The organism is Robinsoniella sp. KNHs210, assembly GCF_000686105.1.
GTDB lineage: Bacteria > Bacillota > Clostridia > Lachnospirales > Lachnospiraceae > Robinsoniella > Robinsoniella peoriensis.
Genome location: NZ_JMLZ01000002.1, coordinates 2,710,001 through 2,728,053, shown reverse-complemented (window position 1 = coordinate 2,728,053; position 18,053 = coordinate 2,710,001). Strand labels below are relative to the sequence as shown.

At 39.6% G+C, this 18,053-nt stretch carries 11 protein-coding genes; 4 read left to right on the top strand and 7 right to left on the bottom strand.

The features are described 5' to 3' along the window. The first annotated feature begins 127 nt into the window (after window positions 1-127). The 3 genes from CD03_RS0119005 (at window position 128) to CD03_RS0118995 (ending at window position 4,521) form a co-directional block, all read left to right on the top strand. On the top strand, window positions 128-2,455 hold the full coding sequence (locus CD03_RS0119005) for an extracellular solute-binding protein (protein ID WP_027294980.1): 2,328 nt from the start codon (window positions 128-130) through the stop codon (window positions 2,453-2,455). A gap of 97 nt (window positions 2,456-2,552) precedes the next feature. Further along, on the top strand, window positions 2,553-3,866 hold the full coding sequence (locus CD03_RS0119000; protein ID WP_027294979.1) for a hemolysin family protein: 1,314 nt from the start codon (window positions 2,553-2,555) through the stop codon (window positions 3,864-3,866). Window positions 3,867-3,996: 130 nt separating this feature from the next. After that, entirely contained in the window at window positions 3,997-4,521 is a 525-nt protein-coding gene (locus tag CD03_RS0118995; RefSeq protein WP_027294978.1) for a ferritin-like domain-containing protein, read from the top strand. Here the strand turns inward: CD03_RS0118995 and CD03_RS0118990 are convergent. The 5 genes from CD03_RS0118990 to CD03_RS34075 form a co-directional block, all read right to left on the bottom strand. Further along, window positions 4,518-5,315, bottom strand: a complete 798-nt coding sequence (locus CD03_RS0118990) for an ABC transporter ATP-binding protein (RefSeq protein ID WP_027294977.1) — start codon at window positions 5,313-5,315, stop codon at window positions 4,518-4,520. The two genes, CD03_RS0118995 and CD03_RS0118990, sit on opposite strands and share 4 nt — an antisense overlap. A gap of 3 nt (window positions 5,316-5,318) precedes the next feature. Then, entirely contained in the window at window positions 5,319-6,323 is a 1,005-nt protein-coding gene (locus CD03_RS0118985) for a FecCD family ABC transporter permease (protein ID WP_027294976.1), read from the bottom strand. Then, the gene (locus tag CD03_RS0118980) at window positions 6,323-7,318 is read right to left on the bottom strand and encodes a FecCD family ABC transporter permease (protein ID WP_027294975.1); all 996 of its coding nucleotides are present in this window, start codon (window positions 7,316-7,318) and stop codon (window positions 6,323-6,325) included. The genes CD03_RS0118985 and CD03_RS0118980 overlap by 1 nt, the downstream gene beginning before the upstream one ends. Next, window positions 7,315-8,391, bottom strand: a complete 1,077-nt coding sequence (locus tag CD03_RS0118975; protein ID WP_027294974.1) for an ABC transporter substrate-binding protein — start codon at window positions 8,389-8,391, stop codon at window positions 7,315-7,317. The genes CD03_RS0118980 and CD03_RS0118975 overlap by 4 nt, the downstream gene beginning before the upstream one ends. Before the next feature lie 158 nt (window positions 8,392-8,549). Beyond that, window positions 8,550-9,482, bottom strand: coding sequence for a family 43 glycosylhydrolase (locus CD03_RS34075; RefSeq protein WP_081820298.1), 933 nt, complete (start codon window positions 9,480-9,482; stop codon window positions 8,550-8,552). A 6-nt stretch (window positions 9,483-9,488) separates the two neighbouring features. On the opposite strand from CD03_RS34075, the gene CD03_RS0118965 reads away from it, so the two are divergent. Continuing rightward, window positions 9,489-9,953 carry a hypothetical protein gene (locus tag CD03_RS0118965; protein WP_027294973.1) on the top strand — a complete coding sequence of 155 codons (465 nt, stop codon included), beginning with the start codon at window positions 9,489-9,491 and terminating at the stop codon, window positions 9,951-9,953. A gap of 319 nt (window positions 9,954-10,272) precedes the next feature. Here CD03_RS0118965 and CD03_RS0118960 read toward each other — a convergent pair whose 3' ends face one another. Together CD03_RS0118960 and CD03_RS0118955 are read right to left on the bottom strand one after the other, a co-directional pair. Then, window positions 10,273-10,665, bottom strand: a complete 393-nt coding sequence (locus CD03_RS0118960; protein ID WP_081820297.1) for a DUF4279 domain-containing protein — start codon at window positions 10,663-10,665, stop codon at window positions 10,273-10,275. Next, window positions 10,662-17,291 carry an RHS repeat-associated core domain-containing protein gene (locus tag CD03_RS0118955; RefSeq protein ID WP_027294971.1) on the bottom strand — a complete coding sequence of 2,210 codons (6,630 nt, stop codon included), beginning with the start codon at window positions 17,289-17,291 and terminating at the stop codon, window positions 10,662-10,664. The genes CD03_RS0118960 and CD03_RS0118955 overlap by 4 nt, the downstream gene beginning before the upstream one ends. Between the last annotated feature and the right edge of the window lie 762 nt (window positions 17,292-18,053).

The window sequence follows — 18,053 nt, the reverse complement described above, 5'->3', positions numbered from 1 at the left end:
TGTATTAAAATAAAGCAGAAAATAACTTAAGAATCATTAAGTTTTAATTTTTAGAGAGTAGCTAGAGAAAAGTATGCTATTCTGGCTCCATCAAAACAAATTAATATCATTATGAGGAGGAATAACAATGAGAGGTTTTTTAAAAAAGGGAATATGTCTGACAATGGCGGCGGGGCTGGCGGCTATACCGCTGGCAGGATGCCAGAGTGGTACCGATAGTGTATCGGATACACAAGGGGGAAATGAGGCAGCATCCGGAACCAATACTTCAACTGGTTCAGAAGCAGGTGCGATGGGACGCTATCTGGAAGAAGATGCGGCATTGCCTGAGGGAACAGCTATGATACTGGATATATGCAGGCAGACAGACGGAAGTGTGAATATGGCGATTAGCAATGAAGCAGGCAGCAGGGAGATATGGAGTTCCAAAGATGTGGGAAAGACCTGGGAAAAAGTGTCGGATTTCCCGGCAGATATTCTGAACGATGATGTGGCTTATTTATATCATATGGCTTTGTCACCGGATGGTGCGATTGGAGCTGTAAAATATTCGGAAGATGGCAGTTTCCAGCCCTTGTATGCCGACAAAGATGGAAATGTAAAAGTATTTGACCAATTATTTGGCGGAGCAGAAGCAAATGCCCAGGCAAACCTGTCCGATGTAAGCTTTACGGAAGACGGTAAACTGCTGGCAATGGGAAGCAAGGGCGTATTTTTAATAGATACAGAAAAAGGAACTGTGGCACAAGAGTTCGCAAAGGGTACCTCTCCCATAACCATTGGAACTGCAGGAAACGTACTTCTTGTAGTAACTACGGATGAGGTGCAGCTTTATGATATCACAACTGGTAAACTGATGGATAAGGATAAAGTTCTGGATGAGCAGATAGTGGGAAAAGACTCCCCGGGACAGTTGGAGGGCAGTTCCAGTACAAAGTCGGTGTTGTTCCAAAAAGGGAAAGAAGGAGAGTCGGTATACTACTGCAATTCCAATGGTTTCTATAGCCATACCATTGGGGGAAGCATAGCAGAACAGATTATGAATGGAGAGTTGAATTCCCTTGGAAGCCCCAGCACGGGACTGGTGTCCATGGCATCCATGGATGATGATTCTTTCCTGGTTGCCTGCATGGATGGAAGCGAATATAAATTATTGCGTTATGTGTACTCAAAGGATACACCAGCCGTACCAAGTAATGAGATAAAGGCCTATACACTACGGGATAATCCTGAAATCCGCCAGGCAATAGCCCTCTTCCAAAAGAAGTATCCGGATACCTGTGTGACGCTGGAAGTTGGATTGTCGGGGGATGATGCAGTAAATACATCCGATGCACTCCGTACATTAAATACAAATATCCTGGCGGGGAAAGGACCGGATCTGCTTCTTTTGGACGGAATGCCAATTCAGTCGTATATAGAAAAAGGAATATTGACAGACCTTGGCAGTGTGCTGGAACCGATTTCCTCTGAAGAGGGATTTATTGAAAACATTAAGAATACCTATGAAAGTGATGGGAAAATCTATGCTGTTCCAAGCAGATTCCAGATACCGGCGATTCAGTCCACTAAAGAGACGGTTGATGCGGCAGTAGATCTGAAATCCCTTGCAGATCAGGCTGAAAAAATGAAGAATGAAAAGAGCTATATGAGAGTACTCTCTCAGATGTCCATGGTAGACCTGGCATTGGAACCGTTATATAATGTAAGCTCACCTGCATGGGAAAAAGAGGACGGAACCCTGGATAAGGATGCACTGACAGAGTTTGTTACACAATTCAAGCGTCTCTATGATCTGGAGGACCACAGTCAGGATCAGGTCGATACCTATGTGGAAGAAGACATTAAAAATTCAACGGCAAGTTCTTTCTTAAGTGTTTCTATGGGAAGTATGGGCAGAATGGATGACAGTATGGGAATCAGCATTGGAAATATTATGTCTATGAACGATTTGGCTATGGTGGTTTCCTCAATCAAGCAGATAGATGGAGAAACTTATGGATTGCTGAATGGGCAGTCAAAGAATGTATATGTACCGGGGACGGTTATCGGAATCAGCAGTAAAAGTACAGCGCCGGAGCAGGCTGGGAAATTTGCATCTTTCCTTTTGTCCAAAGAATCTCAGATTGTCAATCAGGGAGGGGGATTCCCGGTAAATAAAGCTGCATTTGATACAGTGATTAACGACAAACCGGCAAAAGGGTTAGGAAGCTTAAGCAGTGGAAGTAGCCAGACGGGGGAAATGGTCTCCCTGGATATTGAGTGGCCTACAAATGAAGAAATTAATACCTTTAAAGGTTTTGTAGAGTCTCTGGATAAAGGACCGCTGTCTGATAATGTAATTAAAGAAACCGTATTTGAGCAGGTGAAACGATGCGTAAAGGATAATGTTTCCGTAGAGGATGCAGTAAATACCATTCTGCAAAAAGTAAATCTGTATATTAGTGAAAGATAAAATTTTTATTAAATCTATTAATTTTCTATTATATAGTTGTGCAGGGTGAATATCCTATGATATAATCGGACTAAAATTTTTTAGGAGGAATTATATCATGGATTTAGACCCTGACCCTGGTGCGACACAGATTGCACTGCAACTATTATTTTTGGTGTTTTTAACATTTGTAAATGCGTTCTTTGCAGGAGCTGAGATGGCAGTGGTATCTGTCAATAAGAACAAGATCAAACGTCTTGCTGAGAACGGTAACAAGAAAGCAGTTTTGATACTCAGACTGATGGAGGATTCCACAAAGTTCTTATCTACGATTCAGGTAGTGATTACTTTTGCAAACTTCTTCTCCAGTGCATCAGCAGCATCCGGTATTTCGAAGATTCTGGGAGGATGGATGAGCAAGTTCAACGTCCCATTCAGCGAAACCATCGCACTTGTTATTGTTACTATTTTACTTTCTTTTGTAACCCTTGTATTGGGGGAACTGGTACCGAAAAGAATAGCTTTGCAGAAAGCGGAAGCCTTTAGTTTATGGACAGTAAAACCGATCTACATTGTATCAAAGGTAATGGCGCCGTTTATTAAGCTTTTGTCTCTGTCTACGAATTTCATATTACGATTAGCTGGTATGAAAACAGAGAATATAGAAGAGCGTGTGTCGGAGGAGGAAATCAAGGCCTTATTAGAATCAGGCAGTGAACAAGGTGTGTTTAATGAAATTGAAAAGGAAATGATAACATCGATTTTTTCTTTTGATGATAAAATAGCAAAGGATGTTATGGTTCCCAGAAAAGCAGTTTATGCAATTGATATAGACGAGCCGCTGGAAGACTATGTGGATGAGCTGTTATCCAGCAGACATTCCAAAATACCGGTCTATAAAGAAGATATTGACAATATTATCGGTGTTCTGCATATGAAGGATTTCATATTGGCAGCCAAGGAAAGCACTTTTACCGGTGTAAAGGTAGAAGAGATAATGCAGGAGCCATATTTCGTACCGGAGTCTAAGAATACGGATGAATTATTCCGTGACCTGCAGACGAAGAAAAATCATATGGCGATCTTAATTGATGAATACGGCGGATTCTCAGGTATCGTTACAGTAGAAGATCTGGTTGAAGAAGTAATGGGCGAGATCAATAATGGATATGAGGAAGAAGAGCCTGAATTTGTTCAGGTTGATGAGAAAACATATGTAGTAGATGGACAAATGCTGGTAGATGATTTAAATGATAAATTGCACCTGAAACTGGAAACGGAAAATTATGATACGATGTCCGGGTATATGGTAGAACATCTTGGATTTATCCCGAAAGATGGAACTCATCCGGAATTAAAAGCGGATGGCGTGGTTCTGCGGGTGGATCAGATGGAGCAGAAGGCAATTAAAAAAATAAGGATTATGCTTTAAGGGCATAAAAAGTTGAAAAGGCTGCTGCAGGGAACTGCACAGTCTTTTTTAATTAAATAGAATGCATGTCATTTTTCAGGTTGGGAGACATATGATAGATAATAAATGAAGAAAACAGAGGTACATAGCCATGATGCAGAATAATTCCGGGAGTACCAGGCCCGTTGCCAATCCGGATCCTTATCCGCCGATTAAAGTAAGCAGGAAAAATCCATATTATGCGGAGATGCTTTATCCGGCAATAAGGGCACAGGAAAGTGAAATGACCGCTATTACCACCTATTTATACCAGCACTGGATTCTGTCAGACCGGTTTTCCGATTTGGGGAAGACATTGATGGCTATTTCCAAAGTGGAAATGTTCCATCTCTATACGATCGGAGAATTGATCACTATGCTGGGGGGAGATCCTAGGCTTGCCAACAATGCATGTGAATGCTGGAATGCTGATGCCATTGACTATTGCCAGGAGGTCCATCATATACTGGCAGCAAATATAGCTTCTGAAGAAGGAGCTGCCGCATTCTACCAACAGACTGCAAAAGAGATCAAAGATCCTTGTGTCAGCGCTGTTTTGAATCGCCTGGCACTGGACGAAATACTTCATGTACAGATCTTCCGAGAGTTTCTGGAGTCGGATAAAAGAAGCGTTTAAACATGTTCCAGTGTATCATAGTCAACGCAGATAGGATAGTCGCCCGTTCTGCTTTGCTCCAGCCGGGCATTAATTCCGTAAAGCTGAACTAAGTTTTCTTTGGTAATGACATCAACCGGTTTTCCTTCGAATATTACATTGCCCTTTTTCATCCCAATCAAATGGTCTGCAAACTTAGAAGCATGGTTCAGTTCATGAATTACCATAATAATTGTACGGTTGTTTTCACGGTTCAGTTTTTTGAGAAGTTTTAATATTTCAATCTGGTGGGACATATCAAGATAGGTGGTGGGCTCATCCAATACTAATATCTCAGTTTCCTGTGCCAGTGCCATGGCTATCCATGCCCTTTGACGCTGGCCGCCGGACAGGGATTCCACCATCTTTTCTTTCAATTCGTAGACTCCGGTGGAATGCATTGCCCAATCGATCATCTGAAGGTCATGTTCATTCAGTCCGCTCATCGGGCGCTGGTAAGGAAAACGGCCATATGCCACAAGTTCCTTCACCATAAGCCCGGTGGGTACGCAAGGACTTTGAGGCAGAACAGCCATTTTGCGGGCAATGGATTTGGAAGCCTGTCTGCGCAGCGACTTGCCATGTAATAATATCTCGCCATGGCGGCTGGGAATAATGCGGGATACGGCTTTTAACAATGTTGATTTTCCACATCCGTTAGAGCCGATCACCATTGTAACTTTCCCCTTGGGAATTTTCAAATTTAATTTATTTATAACAATCTCATCTTCATATCCAATCTGCAGATCTTTCGTCTGTATACATTCTTGGTTCATAGTCTATTTCTCCTTTAACATTAAGTATATAAAGTATGGTACGCCTACAATGGAAAGTGTAATGCCAACCGGAACCTCTAAAGGTGAGAAAAGATTTCGGGAGATGCTGTCGGCAGCGATAATTAATGCAGCGCTGATCATGGCACCGGTAATAATCTGCCTTTTATGAGCGGCGCCTACCAGCTTCTTGGCAATATGAGGACCGAGTAATCCAAGAAAAGCAATATTACCTGCAACTGAGGTTGCAAGTGCTGAAAGTGCAACAGCCAGAAGTAATAAAATTCTGCTTTCCCGTTGTACAGAGACCCCTAATCCACTGGCGGTTTCGTCTCCAAGAGCATAGACATCAAGGGTGCGGCTCTTATAAAGGACAATTATAGTAAGGAGCAGAACTGCGGGGGCAAGAAATATAAAATAAATCCAACTGCTCCCCCAAAGACTTCCGCTAATCCAGGTCAGTGCCTGATTATAGTCACCTTTGGACATATTAAGCTGATATAAGGTAATAAAAGCATTAATTCCTGCATTTACACCAATTCCCGTTAAGATCAGCCGATTCGGCGAAATCCCCTTTTTATATGCCAGAGAATAAATCAGCAGAGAAGAAAGCAGGGAGCCAGCCAAAGCGAAAACAGGTATCATAAATACGGTAGCGGCAGACAAAGCGGAATAATACGCAGTACTTTTTATGGAAATAAAAAGTACAACGGCAAGGGCTGCACCTGCATTAATACCAATCATACCAGGTTCCGCTAAAGGATTACGGGTCACACTTTGCAGAACACAGCCTGCTGTAGAAAGTGCGATTCCGACAAATAGGGCTATACAGATTCTTGGGAGACGCAGCTGGAATATGGTGGTGTTTTGCAATTTACTGCCCTGTCCGAAAAGAGTGTTGAATACATCTTTTACCGAAATAGAATAAGTTCCCCATATGAGAGAAATAAGCATGGCAGCAAGCAGGAAAAAAGCAGTAACGAATAATACAATATGAAATCTTCTCTTCATCACCGGCTCTCCTTTCTAATCATCAGGAGAAATACAGGAACTCCAATCAGAGCAGTAAAAAGTCCAATAGGGGTTTCGTATGGCGGTTGAACCATTCTGGCTGCAATATCCGCCCAAATCAGGAGCGCACTTCCAAATAAAAAAGATAGCGGTATCAATTTACGGTAATCATTCCCGGACAGTTTGCGTACAACATGAGGAACAATCAGACCTACGAAAGCAATATTTCCGGCAATTGCCACACTTACGGCACACATGGGAATCAGCAGAATCATTGTAAGAATCCGGATTTTAACAGGATTTACGCCAAGCCCTGTACAGACATCATCTCCCAGGCTTACAATATTTATCTTGCTGCTTATAATCAGAGCAGAGATAAGGCAGGGAATGCTGACAATCAGTAATATGTTCATTTGATCCCAGGAAGCCGTACGAAATCCGCCGGATACCCAGAAGGCCAGTTCCTGTGAACGGTTGCCTAACAAAGCGATGACAGATGCCAGAGACAGGAAAAAGGTTCCAAGTGCTGTTCCGGCAAGAATAAGGCGGGAAATATTCATATTAGAAGCGCTTTTTAAACTGAAAAGCAAAACGCAAATACCGCTGATGAAAGCGCCGAGCATTGCTGCCGCAAAATTACCCAGTATACCATAAAGGGAAGTATTGACACTTACGACAGCGACGGCAAGGGCAGCTCCCTGGGTGATTCCCATAATGGATGGCTCTGCAATAGGATTGCGGGTTACTCCCTGCATCATGGCACCGCCCATTCCAAGAAGACCGCCGATGATAGCACTTGCAAGTGCCCTGGGAAGACGAATATTTCTTACAAGCTGCATATCCAGAGGAAGCTCCTCGGGCTTTCCGGCTGCAAATAAACTATTCAGAACAGTTTCCGCTGGTATATTTTTTGCACCTGCGCAAGCAGCGGCCATTAATCCGGCCGCCACTAAGAGGATACTGAAGAACCATGCACCTGTTAACTTACGATTCATTTTAATTTCTCCATCAGGGATGATGCTTCATCCAAAAACAAAAATCTGCCGATGCAGCTGTAACCCTGGTTAAAATAAGGGCTGGAAGGAAGCTCCAGAACATTTCCGTTCTTCACCGGATCCATATTCTTCCAAACTGGATTTTCCCGAAGGGATGCGAGATCTTCATCTGTACCGATAGCCAGAATGCGGTCTGCATCAATCTGGGCAAGTCCTTCGTAGCTGACAACCGGGAGGCTGATATTTTCCTGAACCGGCATTCCTTCAGGCCGTTTTAAGCCCATGTCATCGTATAAGATGCTGCCAATACCGGCCTTATCAAAGATAAAAATTTGTCCCCCGCTTGCCAAAAGAGCGAGGTAAGTAGTGTCTTCGCCATAAGAGCTGCGGATTTCTTCACCAATTTTTAATGCTTTTTCTTCATAAGAAGAGAGCCACTGATCCGCTTTTGCGGTTTTATTCATAATACCGGCAACGCTTTTGACATCTTCTTTCCAGTCTGTCTGGGCAAGTTCTAACATAACAACCGGAGCGATTTCAGATAGCTGCTGGTACATTTTCTCCTGAACAGTAGAGATAATGATCAGATCCGGTTCTAATGAAATAATTCCTTCTACATCCATGGTATCCTGCATGCTGTAGCCCAGAATAGAAGCTCCTTCCAGAACATCTTCCAGATAGGAAGGGAATTTCGTATAGTCATAAGCATCAGAATTCGCAGTTCCTGCAACCTTATATCCAAGCACAGATAAGATATCACTGTTTCCACTTATATCTACAATTTTCTGTGGGTTTGCCGGTATTGAAATTTCGCCTCTGGCATCTGTAACGGTAATATTATCTCCGGTTTCAGCAGAAGTATTAGCAGTTTTGTCTGTATCCCCATTAGTATCCTTATTCGTATCCTTTTTAGTATCCGTATTTGATTCTGCGCCGGTTTCGGCACTGGAATTCGTGGCTGCAGTCTGGGAACTGTCCTTTGCAGTATCCGGTGAGCTTTGACACCCGGATAATAACAGCATCGCCGCACAGGACAGTACTGCAAAATTTTTTAATAGATGTTTCTTTGACATAATAAATCCTCACTTTCGAAAAATGGATAAAAATGTTAGCATAAGCTAACCACCTTTGCCACGTATTATATACAACATTCTCAAAAAATGCAAGGATTGGTTTCTTATTGATAATTTTATCAATAAGAAACCAATCCCAAAGGCATCGCTATCTGATCTTAGATGTCTTTTCCAGTGTAATGAAACCAATCAAAGTCTGCATAATTTGTGGAAACGGATTTATTGCTGCTGGCGTACATGCCAATGTAAACACCCGTAAATCCTTCATTTACGGTAGAACTCAGAAGAGCTGCATCGATATCCTCCGCAAATAGTTTTAATTCGTGTTCATTTAGCCCATAGAAGAAGGCATATGTTTCACAACGCCCCTGTACACTGAGGCATAAGCGCCCGGTATTTTCGAGCGGAAGTTCTTTGATTAAAGTGCGTACCCCATTTTCTGTTCGGTGCAGTTGCAGGACAGCGCGGTTATTACGGAATGTCTTAACAAAAACCAGATTGTAACGGTTATCCTGGATTAATACAATGCCTGCTTCTTCCAAATCATTTGCAGGAGTAAACTCCATTGCAGCAGAAGCCATAAATACTTTATGCTGCTGACGTCTGCCAATAAATGACGGGTTGCAGATTTCCTGAATCACTTCTGGTTCCAGTGAGAGGCGCAGACATCCCCTGCGTTTGGTCAGAGAATAAAAATCTCTCTGAGGCGTATGAATCATGTTCCAGATCATAGAAAGTCTGTCGGAGTCAAAATTGTCATTCGAATCGGTAAAAGGACAATAAAAGCTTGGAAGATCAGGCAAACGCTCTTCTTTATGAACCAGTCCGTTTTCAGTGTCAGGCATAGGCCATTCGTCTTCAGACCATACAATTGGAATCATAAAGGTTTCTCTTCCAAGATTATAATGGAAGCCTTTATAAGGCCGGACGCCCAGCAAAACCATCCACCATTCCCCATTTTGTGTTGTTACGATATCTGCATGCCCAACCACAGAAATCTCATTTAACAGTGATAAATGACGATGGGTAACTATGGGATTACGTGGGCATATCTCATAATCCCCATCAATCGTCCGGCTTCTTGCCATCATAACACTATGATTGCAGTAAGTTGTGTAGGTGGGATTTGTGGGGCAAATGCTCGCATTATAGAAAAAAGTTTTAACTGTGGTAAAATTTCTGCAATTAAAGGTGAATGGTATGGAATTGCGGGAGGTATAGCCGGCGATTCAGGTATAATACAAAATTGCTATAATTTAGGTGAAGTCAATTCTACATCAGTTATACCGTATTGTGGAGGCATTGCGGGAAATGGAAGAGAAATAGAGAATTGTGTTAATATAGGAAAAGCAACAGCTGGTATTATGGCAAGTAATGATGGATATATATTAAATTGCTATTGGTTAACTACTGCATCTAGTTACTGCACTATTAATATTAATGATGGCGATTGTAAGTGTTTTGAACTTACCGGTAGTCAGATGGCAGAACAATCTTCATTTCCAACTTTGGATTTTGCATCAGTCTGGAAAATGTCAAGTGATTACCCAATATTAAGATAATAAGTGCATAAAGTTTGGATTAAAACTAACTACCCTGTATGTCGCGACAGGGTAGTTTTTATAATTGCATGTCTTGTGGGCAAGGAGTTCCCCAGCATGAAAGTTCCACATCTCAAAATATATTGAAAATCAAGTTTAGCGGAAAAACAGGAAAGACGAAGCCGCACTTCCTATTGAATTAAAAAACTTTTGGCTCCTGAGATGAATTTTTTACCTATATTTTTTTAATCCACTAGGGTTATGGTAACACAGGGTTGCCACCAACATAGACATACTGGTATGTCTATGCTGGATCTGCATTTAGAAAACACATGCCTATCTACTCCACTAATCCATATGATAAAATATGGAAATTAATGTTTAACCCCAATTCTCGTATTCTTATTATTTGTTCAACCGTTAATGTAAATCCAAATTGCCCCATTTCTGAATTTAAATAACAATTTAACTCTACTTTTTTTGTTTTTAGAAGATCATTAATATAATTCTTATATGAATCTATATTTAAAAGAAAACAATTAATTTTATTTGTAAAATCTTCATCTATAAAATTTATCTTATAAATCCACTGTTCTTCAGATACTTCCATATTAAGAGCCACTCTTTGTCCTTTTTTTACAGTTTTAATTGGTTCTAAACTGATGTTTTTACTAATTTCATCAAAGTCTAAACACTTTCCTGAAATTGTAAGCGCTATATATCCTTGCATCATTTTCCTCCAAATCCTTTAAATTCCTTCGCTAGTTCTATCAGTTCCTGGTAAGAAAAATTTTCATTCGCTTTTCTACCCAGATCTGATTTCACTTCATGTATAAAATTTCCAAAATCTGTTCTATTTACGCCTATCTGATTTGCCACATCTGATATCTGTTTTAAATCTTTCTTAGCAAAGTATTGCAAATCCATTTTCAATAATCCAGATTTAATATTTGAAACACTACTTTCTCCACCATTTTTCGTATCGTTTAAGGTTTCAACCAGTTTTGCTCCAGCAGTTATAGAACCTGGCTCTCTTGTTCCTCTATATAATGGACTGTTTGGGTTCATCATCTGTCCTGTTAGGTAACTAGACCCATAGCTTGCTGCCCCAAAAGGCATACCAATAAATCCACCTGCTAGTGCTCCTGATTGGAAACCTGAAGCTGCTCCATCTAATGCGGCTGAAAATGACCCATCCCAGCTACCTGTGTTCTCACGATTGGCAACAACGGCCGAATATGCACCTGATCCGGCTCCGATTGCTCCGGCTGCCGATGAACCTATCAGCGCGCCCTGTGCTATTCCGCCGGCTAAGCCAGCCGCAGCTCCTCCGGTTGCTAACGTAGCTATTCCAGCTATGGCAATTACAGAGACACCAACTGCTATTTTCCCACCAGGGGTTGACGCAAATTCTTTAATTTTTTTTCCAGCAGACGAAGCCGCACTTCCAATTGAATTAAAAAAACTTTTGGCACCTGAGACGAATTTTTTACCTGTATTTTTCACATCATCCCAGAATTCACTGAAAGACAATCCACTGGGGTCATGGTACAGCACAGGGTTGCCACCAGCATAGGCATACCAGTTTGTACCTTGTTTTGCTGGATCTACATTTAGAAAACGCCCCAGTTTGACATCATAATACCTCGCCCGTAAATAAATGTACCCTGTTTCTTTATCGCGGTATTCTCCTGCATAACGGTATGGGTTTTGATCAACATGGCTACTACCGTTTTGTCTGGCTTCCTGTTTTTCTGCTGTTTTATTCTCTCTATTCTCTTCGCCTTTGGGATTTCCATATGCGTCATAATCATAGCGTTGTGACACCTGATCATTCTTTACCAACTGAACAACATCCCCATGGGCATTATATAAATAAATTCCATAATCTGATTCGATCAGGCGGTGGCCATGTATATAATTTACATTCTTTCCTTCCTTAAAGTCAACCTGTATTTCACCGTTTGACCAGATATGGCTGGTAGTAACACCATTCACAGTCTTGGATGCGCGGTTATTATCCGGATAATAGGTATATTCTGCTGTATTGCTTCCGTCTGTCCAGGAAATCAGGCGGTTCAACGCATCATATATCTGGATTTCCTCTTTTTTATCTTCTGATTTTGTCAGCAAGTTGCCGTTCCGATCATAAGTATATGCTGTTTCACCATCCGGGGTAGATTTTGTTAACAGCCGATCCAGCTGATCGTATGTATATGTCTCCCATTTAAGCCCAGTTCCAGTTATCTTTTCCATCCTAATTCGGTTTCCATTTTCATCATATTCATAACTGGTTGTTTCCACTTCTCCAGTATTGGTATGTGTTTCTTCGATTAAACGGTTTAAACCGTCATATTGATAGGATGTAGATCCACCGGCATCTGTTTTGCTGAGCTGATTGCCATCGACTGCATAGGTATACTGGTATTCGGAAATAATTTTTCCAGAAGCATCTTTGTTTACAACGGATATCGGCATGTTACCATCATTGTAAGCAGTTGATTCGGTGATTCCATTTTCATATTTTGTAGTCAACAGACGGGACTTTTTATCATAAGTATAGGATGCTTTGCGTTTTCCGTTTTCGCTTACACTTGTAAGCCTCCCTAAAATATCGTAGGTATTTTTTGTATTCCGCAGTTCTCCTGTGCTGTCCGAAATCCGGACAGATAATACAGCTCCGCTATGATCATACTGATATTCTTTTTCTGTGGAGGCGCATTCTTCATGTACCATCTGTCCCAGACCATTATATGTAAAGTTTACCTGATCACTATTCTCCGTTGTAGAGATCAGTCTTCCCATACTGTCATAGGCAAATGTTTTCCGTATGGCTGTTTTCCCAGAAAATGATTTTGATTCTTCGGTTTTACGGCCTAAAATATCATAGGCTGCCTGATAGGTACCCCCTCCCTGTTCCTTTGTCTGTAACAGGTTTCCGGCACTATCATAGGTGTTAGTCTCCATCTGACCGGCACTGTCAGTCATTTTTGAAACTTTACCCTGGTAATTATATTCATATTTTGTTACCGTATATACATCATCACCGTTTGTTTTTATCTGGTCAAGTCCAGTGATGGTTAATGGCTCTGACAATCCTTTGTATTCTCTTAACAGGTGTCCTTTGAAGTTATAATATCCCTGTACATAACCTACCGGATTATCCCCATCATATTGTATGGTCTTCAGAAGATTATTCCATGCATCATACTCATATGCCGTTTTCCTAGATGTAACTGAGGAACTTCCTACTGCCTGGTTTGATACCATTTCTGTAAGCATGTTGCCAGCTTTGTCATAGGTATATACCGTCTGCGAATAGGAATCTCCGTCAAAAGGAGATATCAGGCTTGTTAGGTTTCCCAATGCATTATAGGTATAAGTAGCTGTTTTTCCATCGGGATCTGTTTCGGATAAAACCTTTCCATCACCTGTATAGGTTTTACTGATGGTATTACCATCAGCATCAACAGCCCTTATAATTCTGCCGGCAAAGTCTGTTATCTCAGTAGTCACTGCTGTACGTTCTTGATCCAAATAGGAAGTTTTGGTTGTCTGCAGATTTTTTCCTGATTGACTGTAACTTTGTTCTTCTAAAAGAATTTTTTCGGATGTGGTACTATCATAAAACATAGAACTTGTTTTCCTATCCAGGGCATCATATGTATATTCTTTATAGGAACCATCTGAGTCTGTTTCTTTTAAAACATTACCATATAAATCATACACATAAACAGTGGTGTTTCCCTGAGCATCCGTTTTAACAGTTTTCTGTCCTGCCTCATTATAGGTAAAGTTGGTTCCGGGACCTGTATAAATATCGCTTTCCAAATCATCTAAAGAAGAATCATAAGACAACGTTCCTGCCTCGATTACCTTATTTCCCATATTATCATAAGAATAACGTTCCTGAGTCTTCTGTTTCCCGTCTTCACTTATCGTTGTTTTCCGGGTTATTTCATTATGTTTATTATAGTCATACTTTGTAACAATGCCGTCTGGAGCAGTTTCCATTGTAGGAAGCCATTTCTCATTATACTGATATGTAGTTTTATAAGGTTTCCCATCCATATAGGTAGTCATGGCAATTGTCTGTCCTTTTTGGTTCCTTATATATTCTATATAATTTTTATTATCCCCAAGTGGATTTGTTTCAGTTAGAAGGAGTCCTTTGATTTCATGATCCATGTCATATGTATAAGTAGTAATGGCAAAATTTTCTTTATTAGCACCATCATTATAAATACTGCTTCCATCCAGCGGAGTTGCTTTTTCCAATAGGTATAAGCCAGAATCATCATAAACATAATAAGTAGCTGTACCATTTTTATCAATACTTTTACTTATATTGCCATGATAATCATATTGTGTGATTTCAGTTGATCTATCTGGATAAGTAACCTTTGTTACACGACCTTTATCATCTCTTTCATAAAAGGTATCATTTCCATATACATCAGTTTCCGATTCTACTTCGCTGTAATTATATATCCCATTTGTCTGAGTATACTGAGTATGGACAGTTTCACCTAGTGCATTAGTAGAGTCAGTTAATTTATAATTAAAATCAAACTTCTTTGTTACAGATCGTCCGTTAGAATCCGTAATAGTAGTTTTACGTAAGATATCATCATATAGGTACGTATCTATATTACCAATCATGTTTTTTACTGTAGCTACTTTTTTATCGTGTATTCCGCCATTGATATAGGTGATTTCCTCAAAAATACTGCCATCGTTATTTATAATTTTAGTTAGTAACCCATTGGAATTGTACTCATATCCAGTAGCCTTACCATTCGCATCCGTAGATTTTGAAAGTTTTCCTTCAGTAAATTCAAAACTGGCTAATTCTCCGGTTTCTTCATTTTTAATACTTTTCAGTAATTTTCCATCGTAATGAAACGAAACATTTGTGCCAGAAGAATCTTGCATCAAAACTATATTCCCGTTATCATCTACTGAGTAGGTTATTCGATTGCCAATATTATCTTCCATATATTGTATATGTCCGTTTTTATCAAAAGCAAATTTCGCCTGGTCTGGTGTTCTTAACTGAAAATCCCCATATATCTCAATTAGTCTTGCTCTAGAATCCAGTGCATCATATTGTTCATTGCTGTTTTTCTGAAATGTATACCGGGAACCATCCGGCAAAAATATAGTCTTCTGCTCTGAATCCAGAACCTTTTCTGATGTCATCTTTATATTTGGGCTAAACCAAAAACCTTTTCCAAGAGCCCCATCCTCCTCACTCATGGAGTTATAAGAATGCGTGATCTCAAATGGTCCAAGGGCGCTTTGCACTGTTATGTCAGAGAAAGCCTGTGCATAATTTCCAGTAGCTGCATTTGTTCCAGGTTTACCAAAATACTTGGCTGCTATACGTTCCGTCATCTGATCTGTTTCTACTGCCAGATAGAGATTTCCCCATATGGGTTGTTTGGTAAAGGTATAGTTCCTGCTGGGATCAATCCCAAAGTTTCCAAAAAAAACCTTCGCTTTTACAGGAAAGTTTACATTATGGTGGTAAGCCCCCCTTATCTGAATAAAAGCATTCGCCAATGAACTAAATGTGCTTTCTGTACTTTGGATAAAATCTCCTTTTATATCCAACAATCCGTGATCGATACGCTGATCCTCTAGGGCATTATTATATAAAGAGCCCTTTACTGCGGTGACTGCGTTATCTTCATACATCCAGAGATATCCATTTCCTTCAATAAATAAATCCCCATCAATTTTCAATACCCCGCTGATAGATGACGGACCTGATAAACTTAAGTTTCCGCTGCATTTAAATGCTCCGCCCAAATGAAGCTTACCAGCTATACTGGCATCTCCTTGTAGATCTAATACGTGACCGATGCCAATTTCATATATTTTAGCATCATTTTCTATCTTAACATCACTAGCAAATTCAACCATACCACCTGTACAATTTAGCGCCAGGCTTGGACACGATTCATTTTGAATAATATTTAACAAATTTGCTTGATTGGATTCCATTGTAATTTGTTGCGTTTCATTACCAGCAAAAATTACTGTTCCAAAATGAGCGACATCGTTAAATCCGTAAATTCCATATAACACAGTAGGACCCAATTGATAAAAATCGCCATATAATTCTAAAATAGCTCCTGGCTTTAAACTATTATATTTAGAAGCACTCTGTGTGTAAAAGTCACCCTTAACAATAATGCGTGCCCCCTCTTCAGCACCAAGCACACACCCAGTCTCTTCATATCCACCATCCACTGACTTTTTCTGGAGCCGATAATCCCCACCTATATGCAGTACAGATCCTTTGTTCAGTATTAGTCCATTTTCTAAGTAATTATTATCAATTTTTAAATTGTAACCATTGGTATTACCTGTAAGGCTCACCTCTTCCCCGCCTATTACCGTATCTTGTATCAATTCAATATCCCACAATATGGTATCAGCATAAATTTTTCCTTCCTTATTAGATACCTCTATGCGTCCTAAAAATGATATTTTAGATGGATAATTAAGCAAAGGCATTGAAATATGCTGGTCTTTTTCCCCTGCAAATACCAGTTTTCCATAGTTCTTGAAATAACTTTCGTCGACTTGGTTAAAGTTCCCATGCAGTTCCAGTACTGATCGATACCGGTCAATTTCATTCGAATTATTCGTACTTTGGGTATAAAAGTCTCCTCCCACTACAATATGAGTACCCGAGTTTGCATGCAAATGTGCTTGTGTGCTACCATATTCGCCTCTCTCATCCTCAGATTGGATACGGAAATCACCATCTACATAAATAGTGGATTCATTTGACTCCAATGCCCCGGATTGAAAAACTATATTTCCAGTTACCCTAATTGTACTATAACTAAAATTAATACGGTTATCAATATACACATTTCCTTTATATAATATTTTTTTCTTATAATATTCTCCTCCACTAAGAACAGTATCTCCTTCTATAATCTCATCGTAAACAATATCTTTAGGAATAGTCTTGTTGACATAATCAGACTGCCGGTTATCACCATTATCCTTTTTTTGACCTTCTGTTTGAAACAAATCTGTGTCTTCTTCTACATTTGTTTCCGAGCTCTCAAATTGTTCACTTTCCGTTTCTGCTTTTAGATCAGATCCGCTATTTGGTTCCGTAATGATACTTGACTCCTCTGATTCTGTTTCAGTATCTTTTTGCTTAATTTCCGTTTCTTCTGTTTCTTTCAAAGTCATTAACTGATCTGGATTTGGGTTAGCCATAACGTTTAGTATAAGTCCTAAATTAGGGATATCTGAAACAAATACCAATGTTGCTATAGTTATACATATAATTGACTTTAAAAATCTTTTTCTTTCTTTTTTCTTCCACATATCATTTTCTCCCTTTTCATATAAATTTAAGAGTACATTATAAAATAATTTTTGGTGTTTTTGATGTGATATGTACTGAAATGTAAAAATCATGTCATCAAAATGCTAATATTAGCAATAAATGATTACCCACTACGGGAACTTTTCGTATAGACAAGCAGGGTACCATACTTTTATTCAATAATTTTAGAACAAAAAATAACCTCCCAAATACTACAAATAGTATTTGAAAGGCAAAAAAGATTATCTTTCTAAGAATTAAAAATTGTAGACGAAATCTACATCTACTGTTTTAAGTACTTTTACCGTACCAGTTCTGTTTTTTCCTATTGCTTGATATTTTGTATATTTACCATTATATATTGGCATTTAGCATTGTTATTAACTACAGTATAGAGAGCGTAGGAAGGAAAGTAAATATAATAATTTATCCCAAATCTTAAAAAAATAGACGTAATTCAGTATGCAGCCGGTTATTACAATATAGTTGAAAATTAACAGTTGATTTCATAACAGATTAAAATATGTTGTGAAAAGAGGTACAATTGACAGGATGCATTGGATAGGGGAGAAAAAAACAGTAGAATACAGTAGAATTAATAAATTGAATCAATTGTGCAAAAAATATGAAAAAATTACAAAATAAGTGTTGACAGATCGGTTTCCAGGTGGTATCATAACAAAGTTGTCTCAAACAGACAGCAAAAAACAAAATCCGACACGAATGTAACACGAGAAATCGACTCGAATAAAGTTGAAAAA